The 26,496-nt window shown below is 41.2% G+C and carries 26 protein-coding genes; 12 read left to right on the forward strand and 14 right to left on the reverse strand.

All coding sequences use genetic code 11. From position 1 onward, the window contains the following. Nucleotides 1–49 precede the first annotated feature (49 nt). The gene (gene purH / locus OCV73_RS10045; protein ID WP_147551815.1) at nt 50–1,573 is read right to left on the reverse strand and encodes a bifunctional phosphoribosylaminoimidazolecarboxamide formyltransferase/IMP cyclohydrolase; all 1,524 of its coding nucleotides are present in this window, start codon (nt 1,571–1,573) and stop codon (nt 50–52) included. A 278-nt stretch (nt 1,574–1,851) separates the two neighbouring features. Between purH and OCV73_RS10050 the strand changes: the two genes are divergently transcribed. The 4 genes from OCV73_RS10050 to OCV73_RS10065 all read left to right on the forward strand — a co-directional run bounded on the left by OCV73_RS10050 (nt 1,852) and on the right by OCV73_RS10065 (nt 7,893). After that, the gene (locus OCV73_RS10050) at nt 1,852–5,061 is read left to right on the forward strand and encodes a SusC/RagA family TonB-linked outer membrane protein (protein WP_147551817.1); all 3,210 of its coding nucleotides are present in this window, start codon (nt 1,852–1,854) and stop codon (nt 5,059–5,061) included. A 20-nt stretch (nt 5,062–5,081) separates the two neighbouring features. Beyond that, on the forward strand, nt 5,082–6,521 hold the full coding sequence (locus OCV73_RS10055; protein ID WP_147551818.1) for a SusD/RagB family nutrient-binding outer membrane lipoprotein: 1,440 nt from the start codon (nt 5,082–5,084) through the stop codon (nt 6,519–6,521). Nucleotides 6,522–6,640: 119 nt separating this feature from the next. Next, the gene (gene fldA / locus OCV73_RS10060; protein ID WP_147551820.1) at nt 6,641–7,147 is read left to right on the forward strand and encodes a flavodoxin FldA; all 507 of its coding nucleotides are present in this window, start codon (nt 6,641–6,643) and stop codon (nt 7,145–7,147) included. Between the two features lie 236 nt (nt 7,148–7,383). Beyond that, complete coding sequence (locus OCV73_RS10065; protein ID WP_147551821.1) at nt 7,384–7,893, forward strand: flavin reductase family protein; 510 nt, start codon at nt 7,384–7,386, stop codon at nt 7,891–7,893. A gap of 121 nt (nt 7,894–8,014) precedes the next feature. On the opposite strand, the gene OCV73_RS10070 is transcribed toward OCV73_RS10065, so the two are convergent. From OCV73_RS10070 to OCV73_RS10080, 3 genes are read right to left on the reverse strand one after another with little or no spacing between them, the layout of a single operon-like run. Beyond that, nucleotides 8,015–9,316: a M16 family metallopeptidase gene (locus OCV73_RS10070; RefSeq protein WP_147551823.1), complete on the reverse strand. Its 1,302-nt coding sequence runs from the start codon at nt 9,314–9,316 to the stop codon at nt 8,015–8,017. 3 nt (nt 9,317–9,319) lie between these two features. Further along, complete coding sequence (gene kdsB / locus OCV73_RS10075; protein WP_147551825.1) at nt 9,320–10,063, reverse strand: 3-deoxy-manno-octulosonate cytidylyltransferase; 744 nt, start codon at nt 10,061–10,063, stop codon at nt 9,320–9,322. A 19-nt stretch (nt 10,064–10,082) separates the two neighbouring features. Further along, nucleotides 10,083–11,489 (reverse strand): NfeD family protein, encoded by a 1,407-nt coding sequence (locus tag OCV73_RS10080; protein ID WP_147551827.1) that lies wholly within the window; start codon nt 11,487–11,489, stop codon nt 10,083–10,085. A gap of 270 nt (nt 11,490–11,759) precedes the next feature. On the opposite strand from OCV73_RS10080, the gene OCV73_RS10085 reads away from it, so the two are divergent. Beyond that, a complete protein-coding gene (locus OCV73_RS10085; protein WP_147551829.1) occupies nt 11,760–12,263 on the forward strand; it encodes an RNA polymerase sigma factor in 504 nt (167 codons plus the stop codon). A 138-nt stretch (nt 12,264–12,401) separates the two neighbouring features. Here the strand turns inward: OCV73_RS10085 and OCV73_RS10090 are convergent, their stop codons facing one another. Beyond that, nucleotides 12,402–14,105, reverse strand: coding sequence for a leucine-rich repeat domain-containing protein (locus OCV73_RS10090; protein ID WP_147551830.1), 1,704 nt, complete (start codon nt 14,103–14,105; stop codon nt 12,402–12,404). A 140-nt stretch (nt 14,106–14,245) separates the two neighbouring features. Next, a complete protein-coding gene (locus OCV73_RS10095) occupies nt 14,246–14,593 on the reverse strand; it encodes a hypothetical protein (RefSeq protein ID WP_147551832.1) in 348 nt (115 codons plus the stop codon). Between the two features lie 238 nt (nt 14,594–14,831). Here OCV73_RS10095 and OCV73_RS10100 point away from each other — a divergent pair, with 238 nt between their 5' ends. Further along, nucleotides 14,832–15,707, forward strand: a complete 876-nt coding sequence (locus tag OCV73_RS10100; protein ID WP_147551834.1) for a glycosyltransferase family 2 protein — start codon at nt 14,832–14,834, stop codon at nt 15,705–15,707. 51 nt (nt 15,708–15,758) lie between these two features. On the opposite strand, the gene OCV73_RS10105 is transcribed toward OCV73_RS10100, so the two are convergent. Then, nucleotides 15,759–17,582 carry a peptidase U32 family protein gene (locus OCV73_RS10105; RefSeq protein ID WP_147551836.1) on the reverse strand — a complete coding sequence of 608 codons (1,824 nt, stop codon included), beginning with the start codon at nt 17,580–17,582 and terminating at the stop codon, nt 15,759–15,761. Further along, nucleotides 17,579–18,496: a homoserine O-acetyltransferase MetA gene (gene metA, locus OCV73_RS10110; RefSeq protein ID WP_147551838.1), complete on the reverse strand. Its 918-nt coding sequence runs from the start codon at nt 18,494–18,496 to the stop codon at nt 17,579–17,581. Before metA ends, OCV73_RS10105 begins: the two co-directional genes overlap by 4 nt. A gap of 299 nt (nt 18,497–18,795) precedes the next feature. On the opposite strand from metA, the gene OCV73_RS10115 reads away from it, so the two are divergent. The 6 genes from OCV73_RS10115 to OCV73_RS10140 all read left to right on the forward strand — a co-directional run bounded on the left by OCV73_RS10115 (nt 18,796) and on the right by OCV73_RS10140 (nt 23,776). Further along, entirely contained in the window at nt 18,796–18,930 is a 135-nt protein-coding gene (locus OCV73_RS10115; protein WP_256435670.1) for a hypothetical protein, read from the forward strand. A gap of 393 nt (nt 18,931–19,323) precedes the next feature. Then, nucleotides 19,324–21,027 carry an ABC transporter ATP-binding protein gene (locus tag OCV73_RS10120; RefSeq protein ID WP_147551840.1) on the forward strand — a complete coding sequence of 568 codons (1,704 nt, stop codon included), beginning with the start codon at nt 19,324–19,326 and terminating at the stop codon, nt 21,025–21,027. Further along, entirely contained in the window at nt 21,024–21,515 is a 492-nt protein-coding gene (locus OCV73_RS10125; RefSeq protein ID WP_147551842.1) for a S24/S26 family peptidase, read from the forward strand. The genes OCV73_RS10120 and OCV73_RS10125 overlap by 4 nt, the downstream gene beginning before the upstream one ends. After that, complete coding sequence (locus OCV73_RS10130; RefSeq protein WP_147551843.1) at nt 21,493–21,762, forward strand: PqqD family protein; 270 nt, start codon at nt 21,493–21,495, stop codon at nt 21,760–21,762. Before OCV73_RS10125 ends, OCV73_RS10130 begins: the two co-directional genes overlap by 23 nt. Next, entirely contained in the window at nt 21,759–22,886 is a 1,128-nt protein-coding gene (locus OCV73_RS10135; protein ID WP_147551845.1) for a nucleotidyltransferase domain-containing protein, read from the forward strand. Before OCV73_RS10130 ends, OCV73_RS10135 begins: the two co-directional genes overlap by 4 nt. A gap of 11 nt (nt 22,887–22,897) precedes the next feature. After that, nucleotides 22,898–23,776 (forward strand): hypothetical protein, encoded by an 879-nt coding sequence (locus OCV73_RS10140; RefSeq protein ID WP_147551847.1) that lies wholly within the window; start codon nt 22,898–22,900, stop codon nt 23,774–23,776. A gap of 9 nt (nt 23,777–23,785) precedes the next feature. Here OCV73_RS10140 and OCV73_RS10145 read toward each other — a convergent pair whose 3' ends face one another. The 6 genes from OCV73_RS10145 to OCV73_RS10170 form a co-directional block, all read right to left on the reverse strand. Then, nucleotides 23,786–24,202: a hypothetical protein gene (locus OCV73_RS10145; protein ID WP_147551848.1), complete on the reverse strand. Its 417-nt coding sequence runs from the start codon at nt 24,200–24,202 to the stop codon at nt 23,786–23,788. Next, the gene (locus OCV73_RS10150) at nt 24,199–24,591 is read right to left on the reverse strand and encodes a D-Ala-D-Ala carboxypeptidase family metallohydrolase (protein WP_147551850.1); all 393 of its coding nucleotides are present in this window, start codon (nt 24,589–24,591) and stop codon (nt 24,199–24,201) included. Before OCV73_RS10150 ends, OCV73_RS10145 begins: the two co-directional genes overlap by 4 nt. A gap of 34 nt (nt 24,592–24,625) precedes the next feature. Continuing rightward, nucleotides 24,626–24,976 carry a hypothetical protein gene (locus OCV73_RS10155; protein ID WP_147551852.1) on the reverse strand — a complete coding sequence of 117 codons (351 nt, stop codon included), beginning with the start codon at nt 24,974–24,976 and terminating at the stop codon, nt 24,626–24,628. Then, nucleotides 24,967–25,197: a hypothetical protein gene (locus OCV73_RS10160; RefSeq protein WP_147551854.1), complete on the reverse strand. Its 231-nt coding sequence runs from the start codon at nt 25,195–25,197 to the stop codon at nt 24,967–24,969. The genes OCV73_RS10155 and OCV73_RS10160 overlap by 10 nt, the downstream gene beginning before the upstream one ends. Beyond that, complete coding sequence (locus tag OCV73_RS10165) at nt 25,181–25,381, reverse strand: hypothetical protein (protein WP_147551856.1); 201 nt, start codon at nt 25,379–25,381, stop codon at nt 25,181–25,183. The genes OCV73_RS10160 and OCV73_RS10165 overlap by 17 nt, the downstream gene beginning before the upstream one ends. 14 nt (nt 25,382–25,395) lie before the next feature. Then, the coding region (locus tag OCV73_RS10170; protein ID WP_167551250.1) for a hypothetical protein at nt 25,396–26,496 on the reverse strand (1,101 nt) is incomplete at its 5' end.

Genomic DNA, 26,496 nt, shown 5'->3' on the forward strand with positions numbered 1-26,496 from the left:
AAGTTTCGTTTTTATAAAAGAAACGGATTTCTAACGACCCGTGCCTTTATCAGTGTTTAAAATGCCTGATCCCGGTCATTACCATAGCAATACCGTTGGCGTTGCAATAATCTACCGAAAGGTTGTCACGCATAGACCCGCCCGGCTGTATCACTGTATCGATGCCTGCTTCATGAGCAATCTCGACACAATCGGGAAAGGGGAAAAATGCGTCGGAAGCCATTACCGCCCCTTTCAGGTCAAAACCGAACGAACGGGCTTTCTCCACCGCCTGACGCAATGCATCTACTCTGGAAGTCTGTCCCACACCACTGGCACAAAGCTGTTTATTCTTTGCCAGCACAATGGCATTAGATTTGCTATGTTTTACTATCTTATTGGCAAAAAGCAAATCTTCTATTTCCTCATCCGTAACACCTTTTTCGGTCACCTGTCGCAACTCATCCGGTCTTTCCTGATATAAATCACGGTCTTGTACCAAAACTCCGTTAAGCAATGAACGGAATTGCTTGGGCTTTATTGCATTTTCCTTCTGAATGAGGATAATACGATTCTTCTTCTGAGTGAGTACTTCCAGGGCATCCACACTATAATCAGGAGCTATAACTACTTCAAAGAATATTTTGTTTACTTCTTCGGCTACTGCCTTGTCTATAGGCCTGTTTGTAATAAGAACACCTCCGAATGCAGATACGGGGTCCGCCTCCAATGCGGCTTTCCACGCATCCAAAACAGTCGGACGGGAGGCGATCCCACACGCATTGTTATGTTTTAGTATAGCGAACGTAGGTTCTTCGAATTCACTGATAAGGGAAATAGCCGCGTCAATATCCAACAGGTTATTGTATGATATTTCTTTACCATGTATCTGCTCAAAGACTTCATCGAAATCCCCGAAAAAGAATCCTTTCTGGTGAGGATTCTCCCCATAACGCAAAACTTTGGCATGGTCTCCGGCACAACGGAATACACTATATTCATCATTATCGAAATAATTAAATATAGCCGTATCATATCCCGAAGAAACAGCAAAAGCTTCTTTTGCAAACCACCTGCGGTCTTCAATAGAAGTTTCACCTCTTTTTTCACGCAGCAGGTCAAGTAACGGACCATATTGTGCCTTAGAAGCAACGATTACCACATCGTTAAAATTTTTGGCAGCAGCCCGGATAAGAGAAATTCCCCCTATGTCTATTTTTTCAATAATATCGGCTTCTGACGCCCCTGAAAGCACGGTTTCTTCAAAGGGGTATAAATCGACGATCACAAGGTCTATCGAAGGGATTTCATATTCGGCAATCTGGCTGGCATCATTTTCATTCTCACGACGGTTCAAAATACCACCGAATATCTTAGGATGCAATGTTTTCACACGCCCTCCCAGAATAGAAGGATATCCCGTAAGATCTTCCACGGCACCACAGGGAAATCCCAGCGATTCGATAAACGTTTGCGTTCCACCTGTAGAAATAAAATTCACACCTTGTTCATGAAGCAATTTAAGTATCTCATTCAGACCATCTTTATGGAACACCGATACTAAAGCGGTTTTAATTCTCTTGTTTCCAGACATATAACAAAACATTCTTTATTTACCCTACAAAAATACAAAATAATGTCATATCCAACGATAAGAAAATCAGAAAGTTTTTGAAAAAAACACGAAGTTTACCCACAAGCTGTTTACAGTCTTTTTCAGAAAAGATAACAAAATTATATTTTCCAAGAGAACCGAGCGAACAAAGCTATGTGAAATCCTGTTATTTTTTCATCAGCAACCGAATAACACCAGGCAGGACCGCGAAGGATACCCGCCCGATATGATTTTAAAATCTCTAACGAAAAGAATGTATGAAAAAACTATTTCTTTTATTTTTTACGCTATGCGCCATTTCGTTGCAAGCAAAGGCACAAAGCAGAAGCGTAAGCGGAACTGTGGTATATGCCGATGACGGGCATCCGATAATAGGTGCCACTATCATACCTAAAGGGCTTACACAGGGTACTATTACCGACATCGACGGAAATTTCAGGTTACAAGTTCCTGACGGAATAAATACTCTTGTTGTCTCGTATGTAGGTATGCAGTCACAGGAAGTACCTGTAGGAAACGGCTTAAAAATCGCATTACAGAACAGTGAACACCAAATCGACGAGGTAGTCGTCACTGCACTGGGAATGAGACGCGACCGGAAAGGGCTGGGATATGCTGCACAAGACTTGAAAGCCAACGAATTGAACAAAGCGGGAACGACCAGTCTGGCAGACGCTCTGCAAGGGAAACTGGCAGGCGTTGAGATACGCCCGTCCAGCGGTATGCCGGGAGCGTCATCCCAGATCGTCATCCGGGGTGCACGTTCTTTCACCGGAAATAACATGCCTCTGTACGTTGTAGACGGTATGCCTATACAATCAACCGCCGATTTCAGTACAGGACAAAGCGTGAGCGGAACGGACATAGCGAACCGTACCTTGGACCTGGACCCGAATGAGATAGAATCCATAAACGTACTCAAAGGGCAAGCCGCCGCCGCATTATACGGTATCAGAGCTTCCAACGGTGTTATTGTCATTACCACCCGAAGCGGTAAAGGTTTGAAACAGGGACGTCCCACCATTTCATTCACAACGAACATTAGCGCGGAAACCAACTCACGCATGCCGGAATTCCAGACTACCTGGGCACAAGGATATTACAGTACAGCGAACGGCCAGCAAATGTATTCACCGACCTCTTCCATGTCATGGGGTCCACGTATATCGGAACTGCCCAATGACCCCGTCTACGGTGGCAATACTCCGAATTCATTCAACAACCAGGATCCCTCACAAACTCAAGGATTATATTATGTACCTCAACGTGCCCAGGCCGGACTTGATCCCTGGGTAAAACCAGGTGTATACCATAATACCAAAGATTTTTTTAAAACAGGTTTTACATTCAACACGTCTATCAATGTAAGTCAAAGGCTGGAAAAAGGTAATTATTCTTTCGGTATAGGAACAGCGAATCAAAACGGTATCGTTCCCTCTACAGGGATGACCCGGTATTCGGCTCGCGGAACCGTGGAACTGAACCTGACGGACGAATGGCGTACCGGTTTCAGCGGAAATTTTGTACGCACCAACGTCGATAAAGCACCTACTGCAAATTCGGGAGTTCTCGCCGCCGTATACGGTTCTCCTGCAAGTTATGACCTGAAAGGCATACCCTATGCTATTCCACAAGATCCTTATACACAAATCAGTTTCCGGTCTCTTACATTTAATAACCCTTACTGGGCTACCAAAAACAATAAATTCAACGAGAATACCCATCGTTTTTTCGGCAATACATTCATTGAATATACTCCAAACATAAACTGGAGCGACGACAAAAAACTCTCGGTAAAATGGCAAATAGGAACCGACTCTTACACATCGCTTTATAAAGACTTATATGAATACGGCACACAGGGACAAGCAGGGAGCATTAAAAATTACGGAGTAACCAATAATATATTCAACTCCCTGTTCACGGCTAATTATGAAATGGACCTGATGGAGGATCTTCAATTTGCGGCGATGCTGGGTAACGAAGTCAATCAAGAAAACAAACGTACATACGAAGATTACGGGCAATCCTTCAATTTCGGAGGAAACCCCACCATCCAAAACACGACCATCCAAAGTTCTACATGGGAACGGAGAAGGGTGCGTACCGTAGGTTTCTTCGGTAGTATATCTCTTACCTGGAAAGACCAGTTATTTCTGAATATAACAGGACGTAACGACATTGTATCGTCGATGCCGAGAAATAACCGTTCGTTCTTTTACCCGTCGGTATCTCTGGCATATGTGCTTACAGAGCTGGAAGCCTTGAAAGGGAACCCTATACTGTCTTTCGCTAAAGTAAGGGGATCATTTGCACAGGTAGGACAAGCCGGTACTTATTATGAGAATTATTATTATTCACCGTCCTATTCAGGGGGGTTCTGGACGAACAGGCCTATTATCTATCCTATAGGGGGCATTAACGCTTTCGAATCATATCCGGAATTATATGACCCCAAACTAAAACCGCAAAACACGAATTCGTATGAAGCCGGATTCGACGTAAGGTTGTTCAATAACAGGCTTTCCATAGATTATACATTCTCCCGGCAGAATATCAAGAACCAGATATTCCCCGTCCCATTGGCAGGATCTACAGGAGCCAGCCAGTACATGGCTAACGGCGGAAAAATACATACGAACGCTCATGAAATCATCATCAGCGGACAAGCTATCAATACGGCAGACTTCACCTGGGATATCGGGATGAACTGGTCATTTATACGAAATATGGTCGATGAACTGGCGCCGGGAGTCGAAAATATTTTCCTGGGAGGATTTGTCACCCCGCAAGTAAGAGCCGGTATCGGAGATACTTATCCGGTCATATACGGTACTGCATTCCGGCGTGACGATCAGGGACGCATTTTAGTAGACGAAAACCCGAACAGCAAAACCTACGGTATGCCTCTTACGGCGGGAGATCCGAAAGTCATCGCCAAATGTTCTCCCGACTTCGTTATGGGTATAAATACCTCTTTGAGATATAAACGGGTTTCTCTCAGCGCAACATTCTCCTGGCAGCACGGAGGAGAAATGTACTCAGGAACGAACGGATTGCTCGATTTGTACGGAGTAAGTAAAAAGACTGAAAACAGAACGGATGCATTTGTCTATCCGGGTTACAAAGCGGATGGAACTCCCAACGATATCGTACGCGGCGGAGCAGATGATCCGGGAGCTTACGAGACCTTATATTCCGACGTATTGGGAAACATCAACGAATACTCGGTACATGACGCTTCATTCTTTAAAATGCGAGATCTGACCGTAAAATATCAGTTGCCTAAGATAGGATGGTTCGACATATCGGTATTCGCATTCGCGCGTAACGTGCTCATATGGGCCAAGATGCCGAATTTCGATCCGGAGTCTTCTCAGGGAAATAACAATATGGGAGGTGTATTCGAACAATTCTCAATGCCTCAGACATCCAGCTACGGTGGCGGACTTTCCGTCACTTTCTAACCCGATAAAACATGTACAATATGAAAAAGTATTTTATCATACCCATTGCTATCTTAATGGCTGCCTGCAGTGAAGATACGATGGACAACCTCAACAAGAACGAAAATGACCCTCATGACGTGCCGGCCAGGTTCCTGTTCACCGATACCGAAACAGCTTCGGCCTTTAGTGTCACGGCCAGCGACTTTGCATTTTATGCGTCTTCTTATATAGAGCATAACGTGGGAATTTTCAATCAATTATATAATGCAGAGATAAGGAATCTCGAACCTTATGCTTCTACGACATATAATAACGTATGGAATAAAGCTTACCGGACATTGCTCAACTTGAAAATTATCAGGGAGAAATGTTCTCCGGGCGGTTCGGAACAAGGGGCTAACCACCTGTTAGGCATGGCACAGATACTTACAGCCTACAATCTGGCTATCTTAACCGACCTTATGGGGGATATACCCTGGTCGGAAGCCCTGCAACCGGGTGTTATCTACCAACCCAAATTAGATAAACAGGAAGATATATATAAAACCATATTCGAGTTACTGGACAATGCCGTGACAAACCTGCAGAAAAACGATGACCCGGCCCTCACTCCCGTGGGAGCTCAGGACCTCATTTACGGCCATCTGACCGCAGACCGGCAAAAAGAACTATGGATAAAAACGGCATACGGGCTGATGGCCCGTTATACCATGCATTTATCATACCGCAGTCCGCAGTACAGGAATGTTATCAGCTACGCCGAAAAATCTTTTACTTCGGCCGACGAAGATTTCAAATTTAATTACGACGGCTCGACCTCTATTAACCCGTTCTATGCTTTTTATACCAACAGGAACTATTTCGGAGCCAGTCAGAGCCTGAATGATAAACTTACGTCCATGAACGATCCGCGTTCCGCCGTCTTTTTCAAGGCGAATCCCCGCAGCGGGAAAACCATTATTTTCGCACCTAACGGCGAGCCGGAACAACGACAAGGATACTATGCGATATCAGGATTATTGAATCCGCTGGCTCCTACTCATATGCTCAGTTACCATGAGTTACAATTCCTGACAGCAGAAGCTTATGCGCGACTGGGAGAAAATACTCCGGCGGAAGCAGCTCTGAAGGCCGGTATCAACGCGGCATTCGAAAAAGTAGGCCTCACCGCGGATGAAGCGGAAGAATACTACACCCAATCCGTCCAAGCGAGATTCAGTGCCCATCCGTTAAAAGAGATCATGATACAAAAATATTTATCGTTCTATGAAGATGAAGCCGTTGAAGCATACAACGACTATCGCAGGCTCAAAGCTATGGGAGAGGATCTTATACCCCTGGCAAACACGAAACCTTTCCCGTTACGTTTTACTTATGGAAACAGCGACGTTGTGAGCAATAAAAATGTGGCTGCAGCTTACGGAAACGGGGACTACGTAAAAACCGATCCGGTATGGTGGGCGGGAGGTACACGATAAAAACAGGAAAATATACCTGATATTAGGGATAAAACAATAAAAAAATAACTGAATTTAGTGATTTCACAAGTCGTTGAAGCATACTAAATTTGCTAACAGAAAAGAAAGGAACATAAACGATGAAAAAAACCGGAATTTTCTACGGGTCTTCGACCGGAAACACCGAAGATGTGGCGAAACGGATAGCTGCCAGAGCCGGCATTGCCGATAAAGATATACATAACGTAGCAGAAACTAAGCCTTCGGAAATTGCCGAATACGATATATTGCTATTGGGCAGTTCTACCTGGGGAAGCGGAGAGCTACAGGATGACTGGTACGATTTTCTTACGGGTATAGAAATACTCGATCTTAAAGATAAAAGTATTGCCATATTCGGCTGCGGTGATGAATCGATGAGCGATACGTTTTGCAATGCGATAGGCATCATATACAAACGGATGCAAAAGACCGGAGCCCGTTTCTGCGGAGCATTCGAATCGGCCGATTATACCTTCGACGAATCGGAAGCTTTCATAGACGGCCGTTTTGTCGGTCTTCCTCTGGACGAGACTAACGAGCCGGAAAAAACAGACGAAAGGATACGCCACTGGGTGGAATTACTGGAATCTGAATGCTTGAACTGATTTTTTAAGTGAATATTAGGTTATATTATTGTGTAAGCCAGCCGTGCGGACGAAGCGATTTCGACCGCACGGCGTTTTTAGAAAAATGCTTATCTAACGGGAAATAGCTCTCGAAATACTATCAATTCTCTTTTAATCATTATTTTTGGCTATATTTGAAAATGCTGTTTATAAACACGAACGTATACAAAACGACAATAATATATATATTTCTATTTTAAACCCAACTATATAATATGAGACGAATAACACTTGATGCGCTACAGGAAAATTTTCTCCATATCATATCCAAAGAATGGATGCTTGTCACTGCCGGAACACCGGGACATTTCAATACAATGACAGCCAACTGGGGAGGTACAGGTTTCTTATGGAACAGGCCTGTCGTTTTTGTCTTTATCCGTCCCGAGAGATATACCTATGAATTTATGGAGAGTAACGAGTATTTTACTCTTTCTTTTTTAGGTGAAGAAAATAAAGCTATTCATAAAATATGCGGTTCTCTATCGGGGAGGGACATAGATAAAATAAAGGAAAGCGGATTATGCCCCTTAATACTGGAGAATAACCAAATCACTTATAAACAGTCCCGTTTAACACTGGAATGTAAAAAATTATACGACACAATGCTGAATCAAAAAAACTTCACAGACAAAGTTCCACTGGGACAATGGTACGGAGGAACACACGGGAATCTCCACAAAATGTACATTGCCGAAATAACCGGTATATGGATAAAGGAATAATATACAGCCTTTATATTTACTTCAAATCAGCTTATTAATAAATAACACTTAACATTTGTGTGTGCAATATATTCTCCTGGGACGTCATTGAACTAATGGCGCCCCACGTTTTAATCAAATGTTAAAACCCTATCTTTTCTTTATCTCCGGCTATGGCTACATACAAACGGGAGATGTCCAGATGTTCTGCTGCTACGCGGCGTATTTCCTCTGCGGTAATTTCTCTGATAGTCTCGGCCTGGCGCGAATAATAATCAAAAGGGAGACCGTTCGCCAGCAATCCTATATACATATCGGCTACGGAAAAAGGAGAATCGCATCCCCGGGCCAGCTCTCCGCTCATATAATTGCGTACCATTGTCAATTCGTCCTTATCCATAAGGATCTCTTGCATGCGTTTTATTTCACGGATCACTTCACGGATAAGCGGACGTGTGTATTCTGTCCCCGTTTGTGTCCCGACCGTAAAATAGCTACCATGCCGTAAACCGGCAACAGCAGACGATATACCGTAAGTATATCCTTTTTCTTCCCGGATATTAGCCATTAGACGGCTACCGAAATAACCTCCTAACGCCGTATTAACGACACGCAGCTTCTGAAAATCGGGATGTGACCTCAATATTACGTGTTGGCCCACCCTTACCGAAGATTGTAAAGCACCCGGTTTATCTTCTATATATTCGAATTTATCGGCTGGCAGTACCGGATAATCAGGTATTGCCAACGGCTCTTCGGTAGCAGTAACAGTATATCTTCCGAACTTTTCTTCTATTCCTTTCAATATGTTGCGGGATATTTTACCTGATATTACGATACGGCACCGTTCCGGCCGATAATATAATTTATGGAGCTTACGCAAATGGTTTACAGTCAGATTTTCATAATCGGAAACCGAAGGTGCATAAGCGTAAGGATGATCCTTTCCGAATATCTGTTTTCTAAAAGCATTGTTGGACAACGTCTGTACTTTTTCCAGAGAGATACGTAATTGTTGTTTACGCCGTTCCTTAAGCGTATAAAAATCCTGCTCGGGAAAATCGGGATATTTAACGATGGTTTCCAGCAAAGGCAGCACTTCATCGAAATATTTGTTAAGGCTATACAGGGTTACATAAGAACAATGACTGGTTACGGTGGTTTGCAACCAGGCTCCGTAATAATCCAGCTTTTCCGCTATAGCGGCAGCCGACATACCGCCGGCTCCTTCTTTCAGCATTTTATTAGCCATATCGGCCGATAAATGTACAGGTTCTTCGTAATTCCCTATTTCCCACATCAGGTCTATCCGGCAGACATCTTGTTCACCCATATCCAGTATATATAGCTCGGTTGCATTAGGAAATACTACGCGGCGCGGCTGTGGCAGCCGGAACATGTCCGGTTCTTTTACCTGCGGAGGTATCGTTCGGTCCAGTGTCATATTTTACGATAATAGGGTTAGGGCTTTAATCATATCTTCAGGGGTATCTATACCCACAGTCTCCTGCGTGGTAATCCCCACTTTTATTTTATATCCATTCTGTAGCCAGCGCAATTGTTCCAGTGACTCCGATAACTCCAGCGAGGACTGCGGCAAACGTGTAATTTCTCCCAATACATCGGAACGGTAAGCATACATGCCTATATGCTTATAGAACGTATGGTGTTTCAGCCATTCATCCGGTTCACAACCTCGTATATACGGAATTACCGAACGGCTGAACAACATAGCTTCGGAATTGTCATTTAATACGACTTTCGGAGAATTGGGATTGGATAAGGCTTCCCAGCCTTCGCACTCTTCAAAAGCCCGGACTAAAGTAGCGATTTGCGTACCGGGTGAATCGAAACAAGCCATAATAGATTCTATCTGTTCCGGCTTGATAAACGGTTCGTCACCCTGTATATTAATAACAATGTCGCTGGTTCCACCTATCTTTGTATAAGCCTCATAACAACGGTCTGTTCCGCTTTTATGTTCATCCGATGTCATTACGGCCATGCCGCCGAAAGAGGTAACAGCATCATATATGCGGATATCGTCCGTGGCAACATATACATGGTCCAGAACCAAGCGTACCTGCTCATATACGCGTTGTATCATATATTTTCCTTTCATATCGGCCAACGGTTTTCCCGGGAACCGGGTAGAGGCGTAACGGGCCGGAATGATCCCTATAAAATTCATATCTTGTCGTATTAAAAACTCATTTCTTATCCACCGGCAGAACATATAACTGGCTGTTACCTGTCTTTATCACTCTGACCGGAGTTCCTTTTTCTATATATCCGTATAAAGCGACGGCGTCATAATCCACATCTTCAATACGGATTTTCCCGGAAGGACGCAATATAGTAGACGCTATGCCTATAGCCCCTACCCTTTTATCCAAACCGGACGGGACAGCGATGAAACCTTCATCAATATCCTGTGTAGCATGTAACGCCAGGCGATTAAAAATACCTTTACGACCGATTTTATGCGAAAGATATATCATTACGGCCGTTCCCATTATCAGACCTATGACAACGATGAGTATACTGCGGTTTATGTCCCCGCTTTCTACATAATCGAAATTAAAATTGACATTCCCCAGTAGAGCCAGGACAAGAGCTCCTATCATCAATACGATACCGCTGATACCCGCTATGCCGAAGCCTGGTATGACAAATATCTCCAATATGAGCATAACGACCCCTGCAACAAACAACAGGATCTCCCAATTGGCAGCCAGACCGTCGAGATAAAGAGGGGCAAAATATAATACTGCAGCAATAAGTGCGGCAGCCGAAGGGAAACCGATACCGGGCGTTTGCAACTCAAAATAAATGCCTCCGATAATAATCATGACAAGTATTGCTTGCAATGCGGGATTGAGCAAGAAACCGACGATTTCATCATAAACAGAAGGACGGTATTCTCTCAATTCATACTGCTTATATCCCAGTTTATTCCTGATAATTTCATCCACGCTGCCGGCCATCCCTTCACTGAAACCATGTTGAAAGGCTTCTTCGGCTGTCAGTGTTAAAACTTTCCCCGAATCACTCAAATGAGGAACAACGATACGTTCATCCACCATAGCCTCGGCAATCAGAGGATCGCGGCGCCATTTAATTACCGTATCGCCCTGAGCAGTAATAACCGTGTCTTTTCCATGGGCTTCGGCTGTAGCCCGGATCGTAGACCGCATATATGACTGGTATTTATCGGGCATGGCACTTCCGGTCTCGTTCACGACTGTAACAGCTCCTATATTCGCGCCGGGCCTCATATATATACTGTCGCAGGCTATCGCGATAAGAGCCCCTGCGGAGGCTGCATTGTTATCGATAAAAGCATATACAGGTATAGAACTATTCAAAAACATGGTCCGGATAGAATCGGCATGTACGACCGTTCCCCCATACGTGTTCATATGCACAAGAACCGCCGAAGCTCCCAGTTGCCGCGCTTCATTCATACCGCATTGTACATAACGCCACGTAGTACTACCTATCTCTTTTTTTAAGTCGATCTTATATACAAGCGGTAATTTTTCTTCCGCCGATAGATAAAAATAACAAAAAAGGCAGCATAGAATAATTGTAATTCTGCAACAGAACTTTTTCATCGGTTTCTTGTTATGTTATTAGTACACGAAAATATAATTTTTTTGTGGATAATTAAAATACTGAAACAAAGAAATTTCATTTTCTACTTTTTCTTTAATCGGAATATATTGATTATTACGGAATATTTTCATTGTGAAGTAGTTATATTTAACAATAACACATTCCTTTTAAAGAAATTTGCTTTTGTATTTTCCCAAATATGCTTAGCTTTGTCATAGAGCAGTAGCATTGGAATAAACAGAGTTATTAATTTAATGAATTAAGCTTTTATGAATTCAATTAAATTTCAACAGCGACTGCTGGGATTGCAAGACAATTTGCTGAATTTTGCCTACATGCTTACCTCCGATCGAGAAGAAGCGAAAGATTTATTGCAGGACACGACACTTAAAGCTCTTGACAATGAAGAAAAGTACATCGACAACGTCAATTTTAAAGGCTGGGTGTTTACCATTATGCGTAACATCTTTATCAACAATTACCGTAGAATAGTTAGGAACCAGACCATTGTAGACCAAACAGAGGATCTCTACCACCTGAATCTGCCCCAAGAATCGGGTTTCAATACTCCTGAAGGCTCCTTTACCGTAAAAGAAATAACCAAAGCCATAAACAGTTTTTCCGACGAATACAAAATTCCTTTCTCAATGCATGTCGCAGGTTTCAAATACCACGAGATAGCGGAGAAAATGGGATTGCCTTTGGGAACCGTGAAAAGCCGGATATTTTTTGCACGTCAAAGATTACAAGTTTTACTCAAAGATTATAAATAATATGATTTAGTAATATTCGGGAACAAGCCTGGAATAATAAACAGGGGATCTCCACTTCGATCCCCTGTTTATTTATTTTCGGTCTCCCGTAACCTATCTTATAAATTGACGGTTACCACCGAATGAGAACAAAAATCCTTACGGTATAAATATTTTCCGCGTGGTTCCATCGGACATTTGCAGGATATTTATCCCTTTTACCGTTTTCTCGTTCAAACGTTGACCGAGAGTATTATAACGGGCAACTTCATATATACCGTCTGCCGCGATTTTGTCTGTTCCGGAAAAATTGTATTCCTCAATATTCTGAAAAATATTCCAGCCCGCTGTTGTTTTATATGTATTCAATTCTCCTTTGGGAACATATAAAACGCATGTAGACAGGTCTATTCCCATAAACTGTAAATAACCGTTACATACCGGAGGTGTCGACGGTACGCTATATATCTTCGACAGATTTGAACAGTACAGGAATGCCCCGGAATAAATTGTGTGTAAGCCATCCGGAATCGTAACCGAAAGCAAATGCTGTGCATAAGCGAATGCTGACATGCCCACAGATAATGTACCGTCAGGAATTACATATTCGGTTCTTCCTGTCGGGAAAAGAGTCAATTCCGTTCCGCTTTTATTAAAAAGAACGCCATCGATGCTTTTATAAGAAACATTTCCTTCTCCCATTTCGATTCTTTGCAAATTATTGCAATACCCGAAAACATATTGTCCTATGGTTGAAACACCGTTACCCATGGTTACCGAGTTCAAATCGCTACAACCCCAGAAAGCTGCATTACCGACAGACGTAACACTCTGCGGCATTATAACGGAGACTAATCCCGTATTGGACGCGAACGCATAAGTTGCAATTTCCTCAACACCTTCAGGAATCACATAATTACCGGCTTTCTTCCCCGGAAAGCAGAGTAAAACCGTACCCTGTTTATTAAACAGCACATCATTTACACTTTTATATGCCGCATTACTTTCTGAAACCATTAACGATTCAAGTTCGCTACACATACTGAACGCCTCTTCTCCTATAGAAGATACTCCGGCACCGATCGTTACTGAAGCAAGAGAAAAGCACATCGAAAAGGCAGTTTTCCCGACAGTTTGTACATTATCGGGTATAGTTATCGACGCTAATGCGTAGCACTCCATAAATGCGGATTCTTCAATTTCACGAACACTGTTAGGAATCGTTACACCGGTCAGACCTTTACAACCCGCAAACGCACGAGCCGCAATCTTATCAACTCCATTAGCAACCGGATAGTGCCCTGATTTTCCCGTAGGGAAATAAGTAAGTTCCGTTCCCGCCTTGTTATAAAGAACTCCATCCACTGCTTTATAATATTGGTTCGCCGGATCTATCGAAACAGAGATTAAACCCGGACAATCTATAAACGAATAACCGTCTTCCACCGCTGTAATACCGGACGGCAATACGATTGTTTGAAGAGACTTACAGGCATAAAACATATACGGCCCTATTTTGTCCGACACTGCAATATACATAAGAGCCTGACTTTCGTTCATATAATAAGGGTCGCCTCCTATAATATTCACATTCCCCAAATCGAGAGCAGCCAGTTTTCCATCAGTTTCATTCCCATAGTAATCCGAACCGGCCATCTCACGAATAAATCTGATATCTATTCCGTTCAGACTTCCGTTTACTTTAAGATCGGTAATCTGAAATTTCTTATCCGGAGAGATTTTTTGAGATAAAGTTCCCGGATCATCTACTGTTACGATAATCTGTTCTGCCTTGCATGGCAGATTAACCGTTAGAAAAAATGAGAGCATCATGATTAATCCAGATAAACTTAAAGGTTTCATACGCAAATATTTTTTATATTGTTTATTTATTAATTATCAATGATTAAACTGATTATATATTTTCATATATAAAATTACAAATAAGCTTTTTATCAAATTTTTCCTTCAAAATATAACGCAGAATATCGGCCTTAAAAATATTATTCCTGATTTTTAAACTCCAATTCTGCTCCTGTTTTCAACTCAAAACCCTTATCCAGCGTTAAAGTGCCTTTTCTGGATTCTATAAATAATTGTGCATCGGAATCCTGCACAAAATCACCGGGCGTTTTAGAACCATCCACATTTCGTCCCATCTCAAAAGATGTCCTGAAGAAATAATGCTTTCCGTGGGCCTCCTCGTTTTGTAATGTAGTAAGAGCGAATACAGGAAAATAATCCTGTTTATATGATGAAACAGCATAATTCCCATTATGAAAAGAAGTATTATTTATGCTGTCATAGCTACATTTAACGACCTTTTTTATAGCTCTTAGTATATTTATCACGTATCACCCTCTTATAGAAGATTTCAAGTTCGATCTCTATCTTGTAAATATCAATCTTCAACCATTCATTTATACAAATTTAAAAAATATACATAAATAAACAAAGCATTTTATGCAATATTTTGTTATCAAATAAATATTTATTTCTATTATTTTAGAGATAGCAACCCGTACAGAATAAAAAAATTTTATCAACCGACAGAACTTACTATATTTGTTGGAAATTTAACGGACTATTATGCTGTCGATACTCATTCCTTGTTATAATTATGATTGTTCGGCATTGGTGCAGGAATTGTACCGACAGACTAAATTATTACCTTATCCCGTTGAAATACTGGTTGCTGATGATGCTTCATCCATGGATATATCACAACTGGAAAATAAGATAAATGCACTCGAGAATTGCAGATTCCTGAGGATGGAGTATAATTCGGGACGCGCCGTCATCCGGAATTATCTGGCCGGAATATCCCGTTACGAATGGCTACTGTTTCTCGATTGCGATGCAGCCATAATAAACAGCAATTTTCTGGCATGCTATATGGAAGCGACCAGCGGATACGATGTCGTATGCGGCGGTCTCAAATACCGTCGTCCTCTTCCCTCGTACGATCTCTCATTACGCTATTATTACGGTATTTCTGCAGAAGAACGTACGGCAGAGATGCGGAATAAAACACCATATGATAAATTCACAACATTCAGCTTCCTGATAAAAAGAGAGGTATTCCAACAGATACGTTTTGACGAATCGTTCTATAAATACGGACATGAAGATTCGGTTTTCGGAACAGAACTGGAAAAGCGTAAAATAAAAATTCTCCACATAGACAACCCTCTCTACCATGAAGGATTGGAAACAAACGATAATTTCCTGCGCAAAACCGAGATTTCCATTGAAAATCTTATTGCTTTACCCGCCGCAAGTAAAGTTAAATCCCGCCTGATGTATACCTATAAAAAAATTAAAAGCATTAAATTATCCCCTGTCGTCCGCCTGGTTTTCATTATTCTCCGCAAACCGTTGTCTCTTCATCTTACAGGAAAGCATCCCCGTATGAGACTCTTTGCTTTTTATAAACTGGGATATTTATGTTATATAGCTAAATAAGTAAAAAAGATGCTTTCAAAAAAACTATCAGGTATAACAGACAAATAAATCTCATTTTTTCTCATATATCTGCATTTCGCAACGAGTACAATCAAATTTCAATATCAGTTCCTTATTACCATAGTTCATCATCAACGGTTCTTTTAATTCTCCTCCGGCCGGTTTGCGTGTACAATATCCCAGCATAAAACGAATACAATGCCGGGTAAACATCAAAGGTACTTGTTCTACCCGTTTACACTCAAAAGCCGGTTCTATCTTTTCAACACCATGTTCCCGGTAAAATTTCTCAGCCAGACTATTAGCGACATTCCCTCTGTAAGACAAAATCTTTTCAGGATATGAGATTCTTCCATTTTCTTTTTTCCTGAGATCGGGACGATGAGCCAAACGGCGCGCCATCATCAAGCGTTCTATGGCAAGCCTTTTCAGCTCCGATAAATGTGAAGCAGGTATAAAACAGCCTTTACTTCCAGAAATATCTATATTATGAGGTTCAAAAATAGTATTTCCCAATTTTTCCAATAGCCGCTTTTGTTGTTCCCCTTGATCTTTACCGGCAGGCTCCAATACCATATCTCTACGAACCGTAACACATTTTCCGGTCTCATCTTGCAGAGACAAAGCTACTCCATCATACAACGGATATAAATGCATATCAAGTCCTATCCGCCTTTCTGCCGTTTTACGCAATAATCGTTTTTCAAATTCCTGGTCAAAATTGCGATACAATACGTCACCGGAAAAAACCGGGGGCATAGATGCAGGATATATCCGATCACCCTCTACCCGGTTGATCCGAAAACCGGAAAACTCACCGTTAGAATTAAAATAACCAATCCCGTCTCCATTATGTAACGTAATTTTAGTTTGTACCTGAATAAAATTATTTCCGGTACGAGCCACCTTCCCGACATATTCCCCTAATGACTTCGGGGTATCTTGGGAAACAATCATTTCTTTCGTCCGGCCATCCAAAAAATAATGGGTAAAACCACGATTAAAACTTTTCGCCAGATCAGGCTCAAAATCCAAACTGATACGACCGGATGACGCCCGGACATATTCAGACCTGCGGGAAAAAATCGAATCCAACATACGACGATAATAAGCCGTACAATTCTTTACATACGAAATTTCTTTGAGCCGTCCTTCTATTTTAAGAGAGGTAGCACCTGCATCCAGCAATTGTTCCAGCCTATCACTCTGGTTCAGATCCTTCAAAGAAAGCAGATGCTTATCTTTCGCAAGAATTTTTCCGTCTCCATCTCTCAATGTATACGGCAAACGGCAATACTGGGCACATTCCCCCCGATTGGCGCTACGACTGCACATAGCATGACTAAGATAACATTGTCCGCTATAACTAACGCAGAGTGCCCCATGAATGAAAACTTCCAAAGGCACATCCGTGCCACGGGCTATTCTACGTATTTCCTCCAACGATAATTCCCGGGCCAGTACGACCTGCGAAAATCCGGCTTCTTGTAAAAACCTGACTTTGTCCAGAGTCCGGTTATCAGTTTGAGTACTGGCATGTAAAGCAATAGGAGGAATATCAAGACGGGTAATTCCCATATCCTGTACGATAAGGGCATCTGCACCCGCACAATAGAGTTCCGCTATCAGTTTTTCCGCTTCCATGAGTTCATCCTCTTTCAAAAGAGTATTCAGGGCAACATATACACGTGCGTCATATTTGTGTGCCATCTCACACAACGCAGCAATATCTCCTACACTGTTTGCGGCAGCAGATCTCGCCCCGAAGCGGGGTGCTCCAATATATACAGCATCTGCCCCGTGCAAAATAGCTTCTTTTCCTACCTCCGCATTTTTTGCAGGGGATAATAATTCTATTTTACGAGGATTTTTCATCGAATATCCCTGATATCATAAGGAGTCTGTTGATAAACGAAATAGTTCAGCCAATTAGTGAAAAGCAGATTGGCATGTCCCCGCCAACGAACCAGCGGACCTTTTTCCGGATCATCCCCGATATAATAATGACGAGGGACCGCAATGTCAACTCCTTTCGCTATATCGCGTTTATATTCATTATCAAGAGTGCCTGCGGAATATTCCGAATGTCCTGTAATAAAAAACTCCCGTCCACCCCGGGCCATAACCATATAGACACCCGATTCTTCGCTTTCGGAAAGAATCGTCAATTCCGGAACCTTTGCTATATCATCATGTCTCACTTCGGAAAAACGGCTGTGAGGGACATAAAACTCATCGTCAAATCCTCTGAAAATAGGATTCTGGCAATCATACACCTTATGTCTGAACACCCCGAACATTTTTTCCTCCAACGAATACTTGGGAACCCGGTAAAAATGATACAATCCGGCTAAAGCAGCCCAGCAAATATATAGCGTAGATGTAACATGATGATGAGCCCAATCAAAAATATCCGTCAATTCGTTCCAATAATCGACATCTTCAAATTTCATCTGCTCCACCGGTGCTCCCGTAATAATCATGCCATCATAGTTCTCATCCCTGATGTCTTCAAACTCTTTATAAAACATCTGTATATGTTCTATCGGAGTATTACGGGAAATATGCCCTGAAGTGCGTATAAAATCCAATTCAATCTGTAAAGGAGTATTGGATAAAAGACGCAACAAATCTGTTTCAGTCACTATTTTAAGAGGCATTAAATTAAGAATCAACAGCTTTAACGGGCGAATATCCTGAGAGGAAGCCCGCAAATCGTCCATCACAAATATATTTTCCGCTTTTAATAACTCAACGGCCGGCAAGGAAGCCGGAATTTTTACTGGCATATTTTCCTGTTTTTTAATTCGAAAGTACAAAAGTACAAAAAAAAATTGATGCATAATCATGAAAAAAGCCGGCCTCATCAAAACACGCCTAAAACAATCTATATAAACACATTACACACACAAGCACATATAGCACATACCCTAAAATAAGTTATTGTAAATATAAATGTAACAAAAACGCAACAAAAAATATATGTTATAAAACATATTTTCTCGAGAATTGTTATTATATTTGCAACGACAAAAGAATTAAATATGAACCGTTCTTCAAATGGTGAAGAACACAAAAGCTGAAAATTATGAATGAAGTATTAAATGAAATCTCTGGTTTACAGTATCAAATACAAAGATACCAGGCAATGAAAAACGGCACAATGTGTCAATTATTGTATGCAAAATTGCAAAAACTGATGGCTCTGAAAGCTGTCGCTTAATAGTGAAAAAATAATCTAAAAATAAAATCTGAGTGGAAAAGGCACCTTTGTATAAAAGCAAAGATGCCTTTTTTTAATTCTTTTTTTCAGAAAAGGCTTTCCGGTCTCACGACCCAAAAGCCTCATTTAACCTAACCATGATAAATGTACATTGTAACATACCGCAACCCTGGCTTGCCACAACTCTCTAAATAGAATATTATTATGTTTGTGTTTCTTATTTACAAAGAGAAACATTTACCCTTATTTTTCAAAACATATTAGACGAATCAAGCTTTTTTCACTACAGAATGTAAGAAATAGACAATTAAAACAAATACAGTTTATCCGGAGCAAAAGCTTTTGTACTTTATATCATAATATATATCTTTGTAACAACAACACATCTAAACGATGCTTTCGTCCAAACTACGCACACTACTGAATATGCAGGGCAAGCGAAAGATTCTGCAATCGCTGGCCATAATCCTTGCGACCGCGCTCTGTAATTTAATAGGGTTAGCTGTATTATTGCCGATACTTATCCTCATCCTCGACAATAATAATATCCTTACCAATCCTGTACTATCATACCTATACCACAAAACAGGACTTGCCGATATTACATCATTTACTATAATCCTGTGTATATGCGTACTGGGGATTATATTATTAAAGAATATTTTTTATATTCTTCTGGTACAGAAACAAAGCCGCATATCTTTGTCTTTTTTCAGATTATACTCGACCCGGATGTATTCGACTTATCAGAATAAAGGACTGTTATATATTAAAAATCACAATACGGCTGAACTTATCAATAATGTAAACTCCGTATGCAGCAGATTGACCATGGGGGTTATATATCCATTATTCAATATGACAAGTGAAACCATACTCCTGATAATCATTACCGCCGGTTTATTGTGGTACAATGCATGGGTCGTATTACTTATCATGTGCATTATGGTTCCGGTGATACTTATAAACACTCTGTCCATTAAGCCCAGACTCGTGGAAAACGGTAAAGAAGAAAATAGATTACAAATATCCCAGAACAAAATCATGATGGAGTCTTTCCGGGGTTATGCCGAAATAGAAATCAATAACGCCCGTCCATTCGTCTTTAATCAATATAAAGAAGGGCTAAAAAAACTAAGTCGTTGCCGGACCCGCTCGGCAGTTTTAAGTGCCATGTCGGGTCGTTTCTCTGAAATAAGTCTTATTAGCGGAACAATCGTGTTTATAATTTTCTGCATATTATCGGGGAAAGAGCTTTCATCCATGAAAATGATGTTCGGCGTATTTGCCCTGGCAGCTTACCGTATAGTACCGGGCATCAATACTTTATCGGGATTATGGCTAACGATAAAACGAAACAGTTATGCCATAGATATTGTAGCGGACACTATCAGGGATGATCCGGAAGAAATTCCTTCGAGTATAGAGAACATCCCTTTTTCGAAACAAATTAAAATAAACGATCTTTGTTTCTCCTATGACGGTGAACATCCTGTGATACAACATTTAAATATCACCATTTTCAAAGGAGAAAAAATAGGTTTTAAAGCTCCTTCCGGAACAGGAAAAACTACTTTATTCCATCTACTCATGGGACTATATACTCCTCAAAAAGGAAATATAACGGTAGATAATACAAATATAACTCCCGAAAATATAAGCGTATGGCAAAAGCAATTGGCCTATGTATCTCAGGAAGTATTCATTCTGGATGCTTCACTGGCTGAAAATATAGCATTAGGGACAAACCGTGAACGTATAGACCGGGAAAAAATAGAACGCGTCATAGAAATGGCATCGTTAAGCGACTTCGTACATAATTTACCTAACGGACTTGAGAGTAACCCGGGTGAATTCGGTTGCCGCCTGTCGGGAGGTCAACGGCAGCGAATAGGCATAGCACGTGCTTTATATAAAGACGCATCTGTATTATTTTTTGACGAGGCAACATCGGCATTGGATAATGAAACGGAATGGGAAATCAACAAATCAATCAATCATCTTGCTGCAGAAAACAAGGAATTAACTATATTGATAATAGCACACAGAGAAAGCACGTTATCTTATTGCGACCGAATTATAAATCTATCGAAATGACTCCTGTACTGAAGAAACCGAATGAAATATTGCTGGAACAAGTAAACGAGCTGATTCTTGCCGGACATCATGTTCATCTACGGGTAAAAGGTATAAGCATGACTCCTACCCTGTTAAACGCAAGGGATATCGTCGAACTGGCACCCTGTAAAAAAAACAGATTGAAACGTCGGGATATTGTTTTATTCCGTTATAATGACCGGATTCTTTTACACCGTATTGTACGAAAAAACAAGAAAGGTCATTATAAAATATCAGGAGACGGCAACTGTTCAGGTTATGAATATGCCACTCCGAAAGATATCATAGCACAGGTCGTAAAAATAAAAAAAGAAAACAAAAATATAGACTGTAACCATTTGCTATGGCATATTTATTCTGAAATTTGGTTACTTTTACGGCCGGTACGGCGATATTTACTTTATGCGGGAAGATCTTTCTACAAACACTTAAATCACAAACGATATGAAAATAAAGAAAGGATATAAGACCAGGCAGGTAGCCGGAGAGTGCCTGGTCGTTGCACCGGGAGACCTGCACGTCGATTTTACACGTATTATCTCCTTGAATTCCACATCGGAATGGTTATGGAATTCTATCATCGGAAAAGAATTTAATACCGAAACCATTATTGATTTGCTATGTGAACAATATAATGTATCGAAAGACGAAGCGGAAAAAGACAGTAAAAACTGGATCGAACAACTTCGCCAAGCACAGCTTATCGAAGAATGAAAGAAAAAGGGTTGATAACGGCTTATAAAAATCGGGCAAAAGAACTGCTCCCCATCTTATTAGTATCTGTTTTATGGGATAAACCGGTCGATGAGAATCATTTCATGGACATGAATGATACTCTATGGAATGAAATTATTTCCATATCCGGACAACATGGCGTACTTGCTTTGGCTTTCGATGCTATGCTGACACTTCCAACTGAATTACAACCATCCCGTATCATCAGACTACAATGGTTCAATATGGTTTGTCAGGTAGAAAATTTCAACGAACGGATTTACCGGGTAATTTTTTTACTAGACAAGTTGTTTACAGACGCCCATATCCCCTATATGTTATTAAAAGGAATCGGAATTGCATCTTATTATCCTGTCCCGGAACATAGGTCCAGCGGCGATATAGATATATTTGTCCCGGAAAATGCAGAAAAAGCTATTAAAATAATAAAAAATGCCGGTGCGGTTCCCGACCATGATACGAAACGGCACTGTTGTTTATTCATTAACGGGGTGACAGTGGAAATCCATAGATACTGCATAGGGACAAAAGACAGAATGTTAGACAAACGTTACCAAATCATAAGCAAACGGTTATTAAAATATCCCCCACATCATATTCTTCTGCAAGACCATGTAATTCCTGTTCCGCCGATAATGTTTGATGCCTGGTTTTTACCTATGCATCTCATGCACCATTTCATCTATGTGGGTATAGGACTAAGGCATCTCTGTGACTGGATTATATTTCTGCGCCGTTATTCAGAAAAAATAGATAAACGAATTTATGCGGCCGATATGGAATATATCCACATGATGCGTATTACCCGGGCATTCGGGCATATCCTTACGGAGAAACTCGGGCTACCAGCCGATATGTTTCCTATCGGGCTGACTAATGACATAAAAGAAAAAAATGATGCCCGCCGCATTTACGAGAATATAATGTATGGAGGTAACTTCGGGCGCCATTTACGATTTTCAACAAATCGCAAAATCCTGAAATTGCCAACTAAATTTACCTCTTTACTGCGTTTTGCCGATTCACAATGGAAGCAACAGATGGTAGATCCTCTTTCGGGCATTCGAGTACTTATAGGAGGTCTATTCCCCAATTCACATTAAACTGAAAAATTATGCCGCAGTTCTGTATAGCAAATCATCGCTTCAAGATATTGACATCCGATCCGTATTTCATGGACGCCATGTATCCGTTCACCCCTTTTCGGATATCCGACGACGACAGACCGGACAATGATTTTTTATTTATCTTGCACCCCGAAGAAAATCTCGATCATATCGATATCGATACATTAATAAGAAAAGCCGATACGCAAGTAAAGCATATCGGTCAAGTTTCTATTCTGGAAAATACGGATAAAAGTATTCTAATTCAACATACATCCGATAATAAGGACCTCTTATTACTTTGGGATAAAAACGACAATCATTTCTATTCCGACCTTTTATTAAAAGCCCCGCACGATCTGGCAAAATTGGATATGCAGATCATGCGTGCATTCAATTACGCAGCCCTTCGGGCCAATACTCTATTATTCCATTCATCTTGCATAGTAAAAGACAATAATGCCCGTCTTTTTCTCGGAAAATCCGGAACAGGTAAATCTACACATTCGGCTCTGTGGCTGGAGCATATACCAGAATCATATCTGCTCAATGACGACGTACCTGCCGTACGCATCTTACACAATGAAGTAATAGCCTACGGTACTCCCTGGAGTGGTAAATTGAATTGTTACAAAAACGAATCGGCTCCCGTTTCTGCATTTTTCAGATTATATCAGGGAAGAGAAAATACAATACAGAAGTTTACGGGGAAAGAAGCATTCATCCGTTTATATCCCTCTTGTGCTCCCGTATTCACCTGGTTTGAGGAAACTCAGGATCTGTATTGTAATTTCTTATCCGAGCTAATTACCCGTATCAAAGTATACGAAGTACATTGTCTGCCCGATAAAGCAGCGGCACTCATGACTTTCGATGTATCGAAATAACATTATTCTTTAGTTTTTGGAAACTTTACCGATAAAAATCATTAAACATACCCCCCCAATTCCCAGCGTCCACCAGCACCATCCAGGAACATGCTCCCGGTAAACTGTATCCCCTTTCACCGGGTAACCTACCGAATCATGCACAAAAAAATAGTAAACCTTCCCCGGTACTGTCACCGGTGAATCCTTAATATTAAGCGAATGTGACAATTTACCATTTATTACTCCGGCCCAGCTCTCTGCATACTGGTTTGCCAGATAGCTCACCGTATCTTCTGTCACTACGCTATCCCGATAGGGAACCAACTGCGTCTCCACCAACGTATCTGTTTCTTTTGCAATCTGTGTGCGTATTGTTGGAATATAAACCGTCCGAGTACAGGACACGGCAAACAAGAGAATAACAAGATATAACAGTCCCTTCATAATTTCAAGAATTCTCTCCGGTTATTACCGGCCCGATAACTCACATGAATCCACGTTAAATTACTTTCATCTATTAACTGGTCAAACTCCATATCACTTAATAAAGCCAGCAATTTGCGGTTTTCTTCCACAGTGCCACCCGTGATATCCGCCGCCTCACCTCTCAAATGCTGGCTCGTCGGTGTACCTCCTACAGCCTTATTTAGTATCGGGCTGCGATAACCGCTGTTCACCCTGATTGGCTTCCCATATCTTTCGCGCAAAGGGTCAAGAATCTTTTCTGCCAAAGTAGATAATCTCACTTTCACATCGCCCGGAGCCGTATTATCTATTCCTTTTTTACGCGCCGTATCACTTGCGCAAAGTTCCTGTATCGTAAAATATTTCATGATTTTCTTTTCTTTAAATAAGTCCATTATTCAATCAATAGTCGCTCGGAGGCTGTCGTTTATTGCAGCCTCTTATATCGCAACGTTTAATTTCAGCTTCTTTATACTCCAGTTCTTTCTCATGTAGCTTATGAATATAAGCTAATTTATCGGCTTGTTCTTGGCGTAACTCTATATATAACGCATCTATCTTGGCATCTCTTTGAGAAATACGTTCTTCCAGCCATGCCACTTGTTTTCGCTCGTTCTCGTTCTCTATACCGTCAACTGCAGCATCTTCTTTCCGTTCGTTCACTTTACGGGTAGACCAGAAAGTAACCAGCCATTCTACTGCTTTAAAACCGCCCATGGCTCCTAACACCGATAAAAGACTGTTCAGGTCCATAAATTTTTCACGAATATACCTCCAACAATACCTATCCCGTCAAAAAACAAATCCAGAAGACTATCACCGTACCTTTCAGGATATGCAATATTCCCCGATTCACGTCCCGCCGCCAACCCGACAGCCACTTCCCAGCTTCCTAAAGACACGATAAAACAAACCGCCAGATGCAGCACCTTATCTGGCACATGACCCGTCACCCAGTTATACAACCGCCTCATAACTCACGATTATTTCGGTTTCTGTCTCTTCATAAACTTCTTTTCCTTCTGAAACCTCCGTAACGTCCGGGAAAACTACAAGCTTATAACCATGCTCAAGCAAGGTTTCTGCATTCGGATTAAACACGTTCCCTATGTGACCGGGGGCGGGAATTAAAACCCCGTTTTCCAATTTTGCATACATAATAAAACCTCTTTTTATAATACTTCTTTCACTGTGATATTTTTAATAGTAAATTCCAACGGTGTATCATTATCTTCAGGATATACCGACAAGCTGCTTATAGATGACTGAATAGCCGTTATCCGTGCCGTAACGCTATTCTTATCCCCCGTTAATTGTATGGGAAAACTAATACCGGACAATACTATTATTCGGGTTAAAGTTTTGGCAATATCCGGCGATGTCCATTGCAGCGTAACATCATATTCTTTACCGGCTGTCGTCGGGATAGCAGTAAATGAATGTAACACATAGGTAGAACGCCCCTGAGAATCTTTCCCGGTTTGCCTGATTGTAAATGTCCCGTCCTGGTTATTCACAATCTCCGTAGCATCCCCGTTATTAACCGCCGCGCCGTTAAATGTCCTCACATATACGGGATTGTACGGATTCTCATAAACCAGTTTGGCATTATTCCTATAACCTAATTTTTCCAATTTCATACTTACCAATTTCACCTGAAAAGGTGCATTAGACGATACCAGATATAAATTTGCACTGCCCACCTGTGCCGTGCTTTCATTATTTAACTGGTCCCCGTATACCTGTTCAGATGACGTATATACGTAAAAAGGAGTAGTACGGTCGCTCCTTAAAAACCATACATTACATATATTTTTTTTGTTAGCCGTGTCCGTTGTCGGTTCAAACACTACGGTCAAACGATAATTTATCCCAAATTCAATTTCAATATTCTTTCCAAAATTTAGGCTAATAACCGGACGCGAACCGGGGCTTTCCGAAGCCGGTTGCACAATATCCACCAGCCAGGTTCCGTCCGGTTGTTTTTCTATCGTTCCGCTCCCTAACATATTTCCGCTAACATGGGGAATGGCATCAGAGAACAATACTTCTTTAGGTTCCATTTCCAAATTTATAAGATGTTGCGCCGGAATAACCTCTTTTACACCTCCGGTCTCGGCTACATTAGCCGTATCACGTACCATATTAGTCGTCATATTCTTCCCTAATACTTCCGACAACATACCTACTTGTTCAGCCTTAAAGTCGTATATGGTAAATTCGTCACCTTCCGCATAGGGATTTATGTAAATATAAAAATTCAACGGAGTGCC

The organism is Barnesiella propionica (assembly GCF_025567045.1).
GTDB lineage: Bacteria > Bacteroidota > Bacteroidia > Bacteroidales > Barnesiellaceae > Barnesiella_B > Barnesiella_B propionica.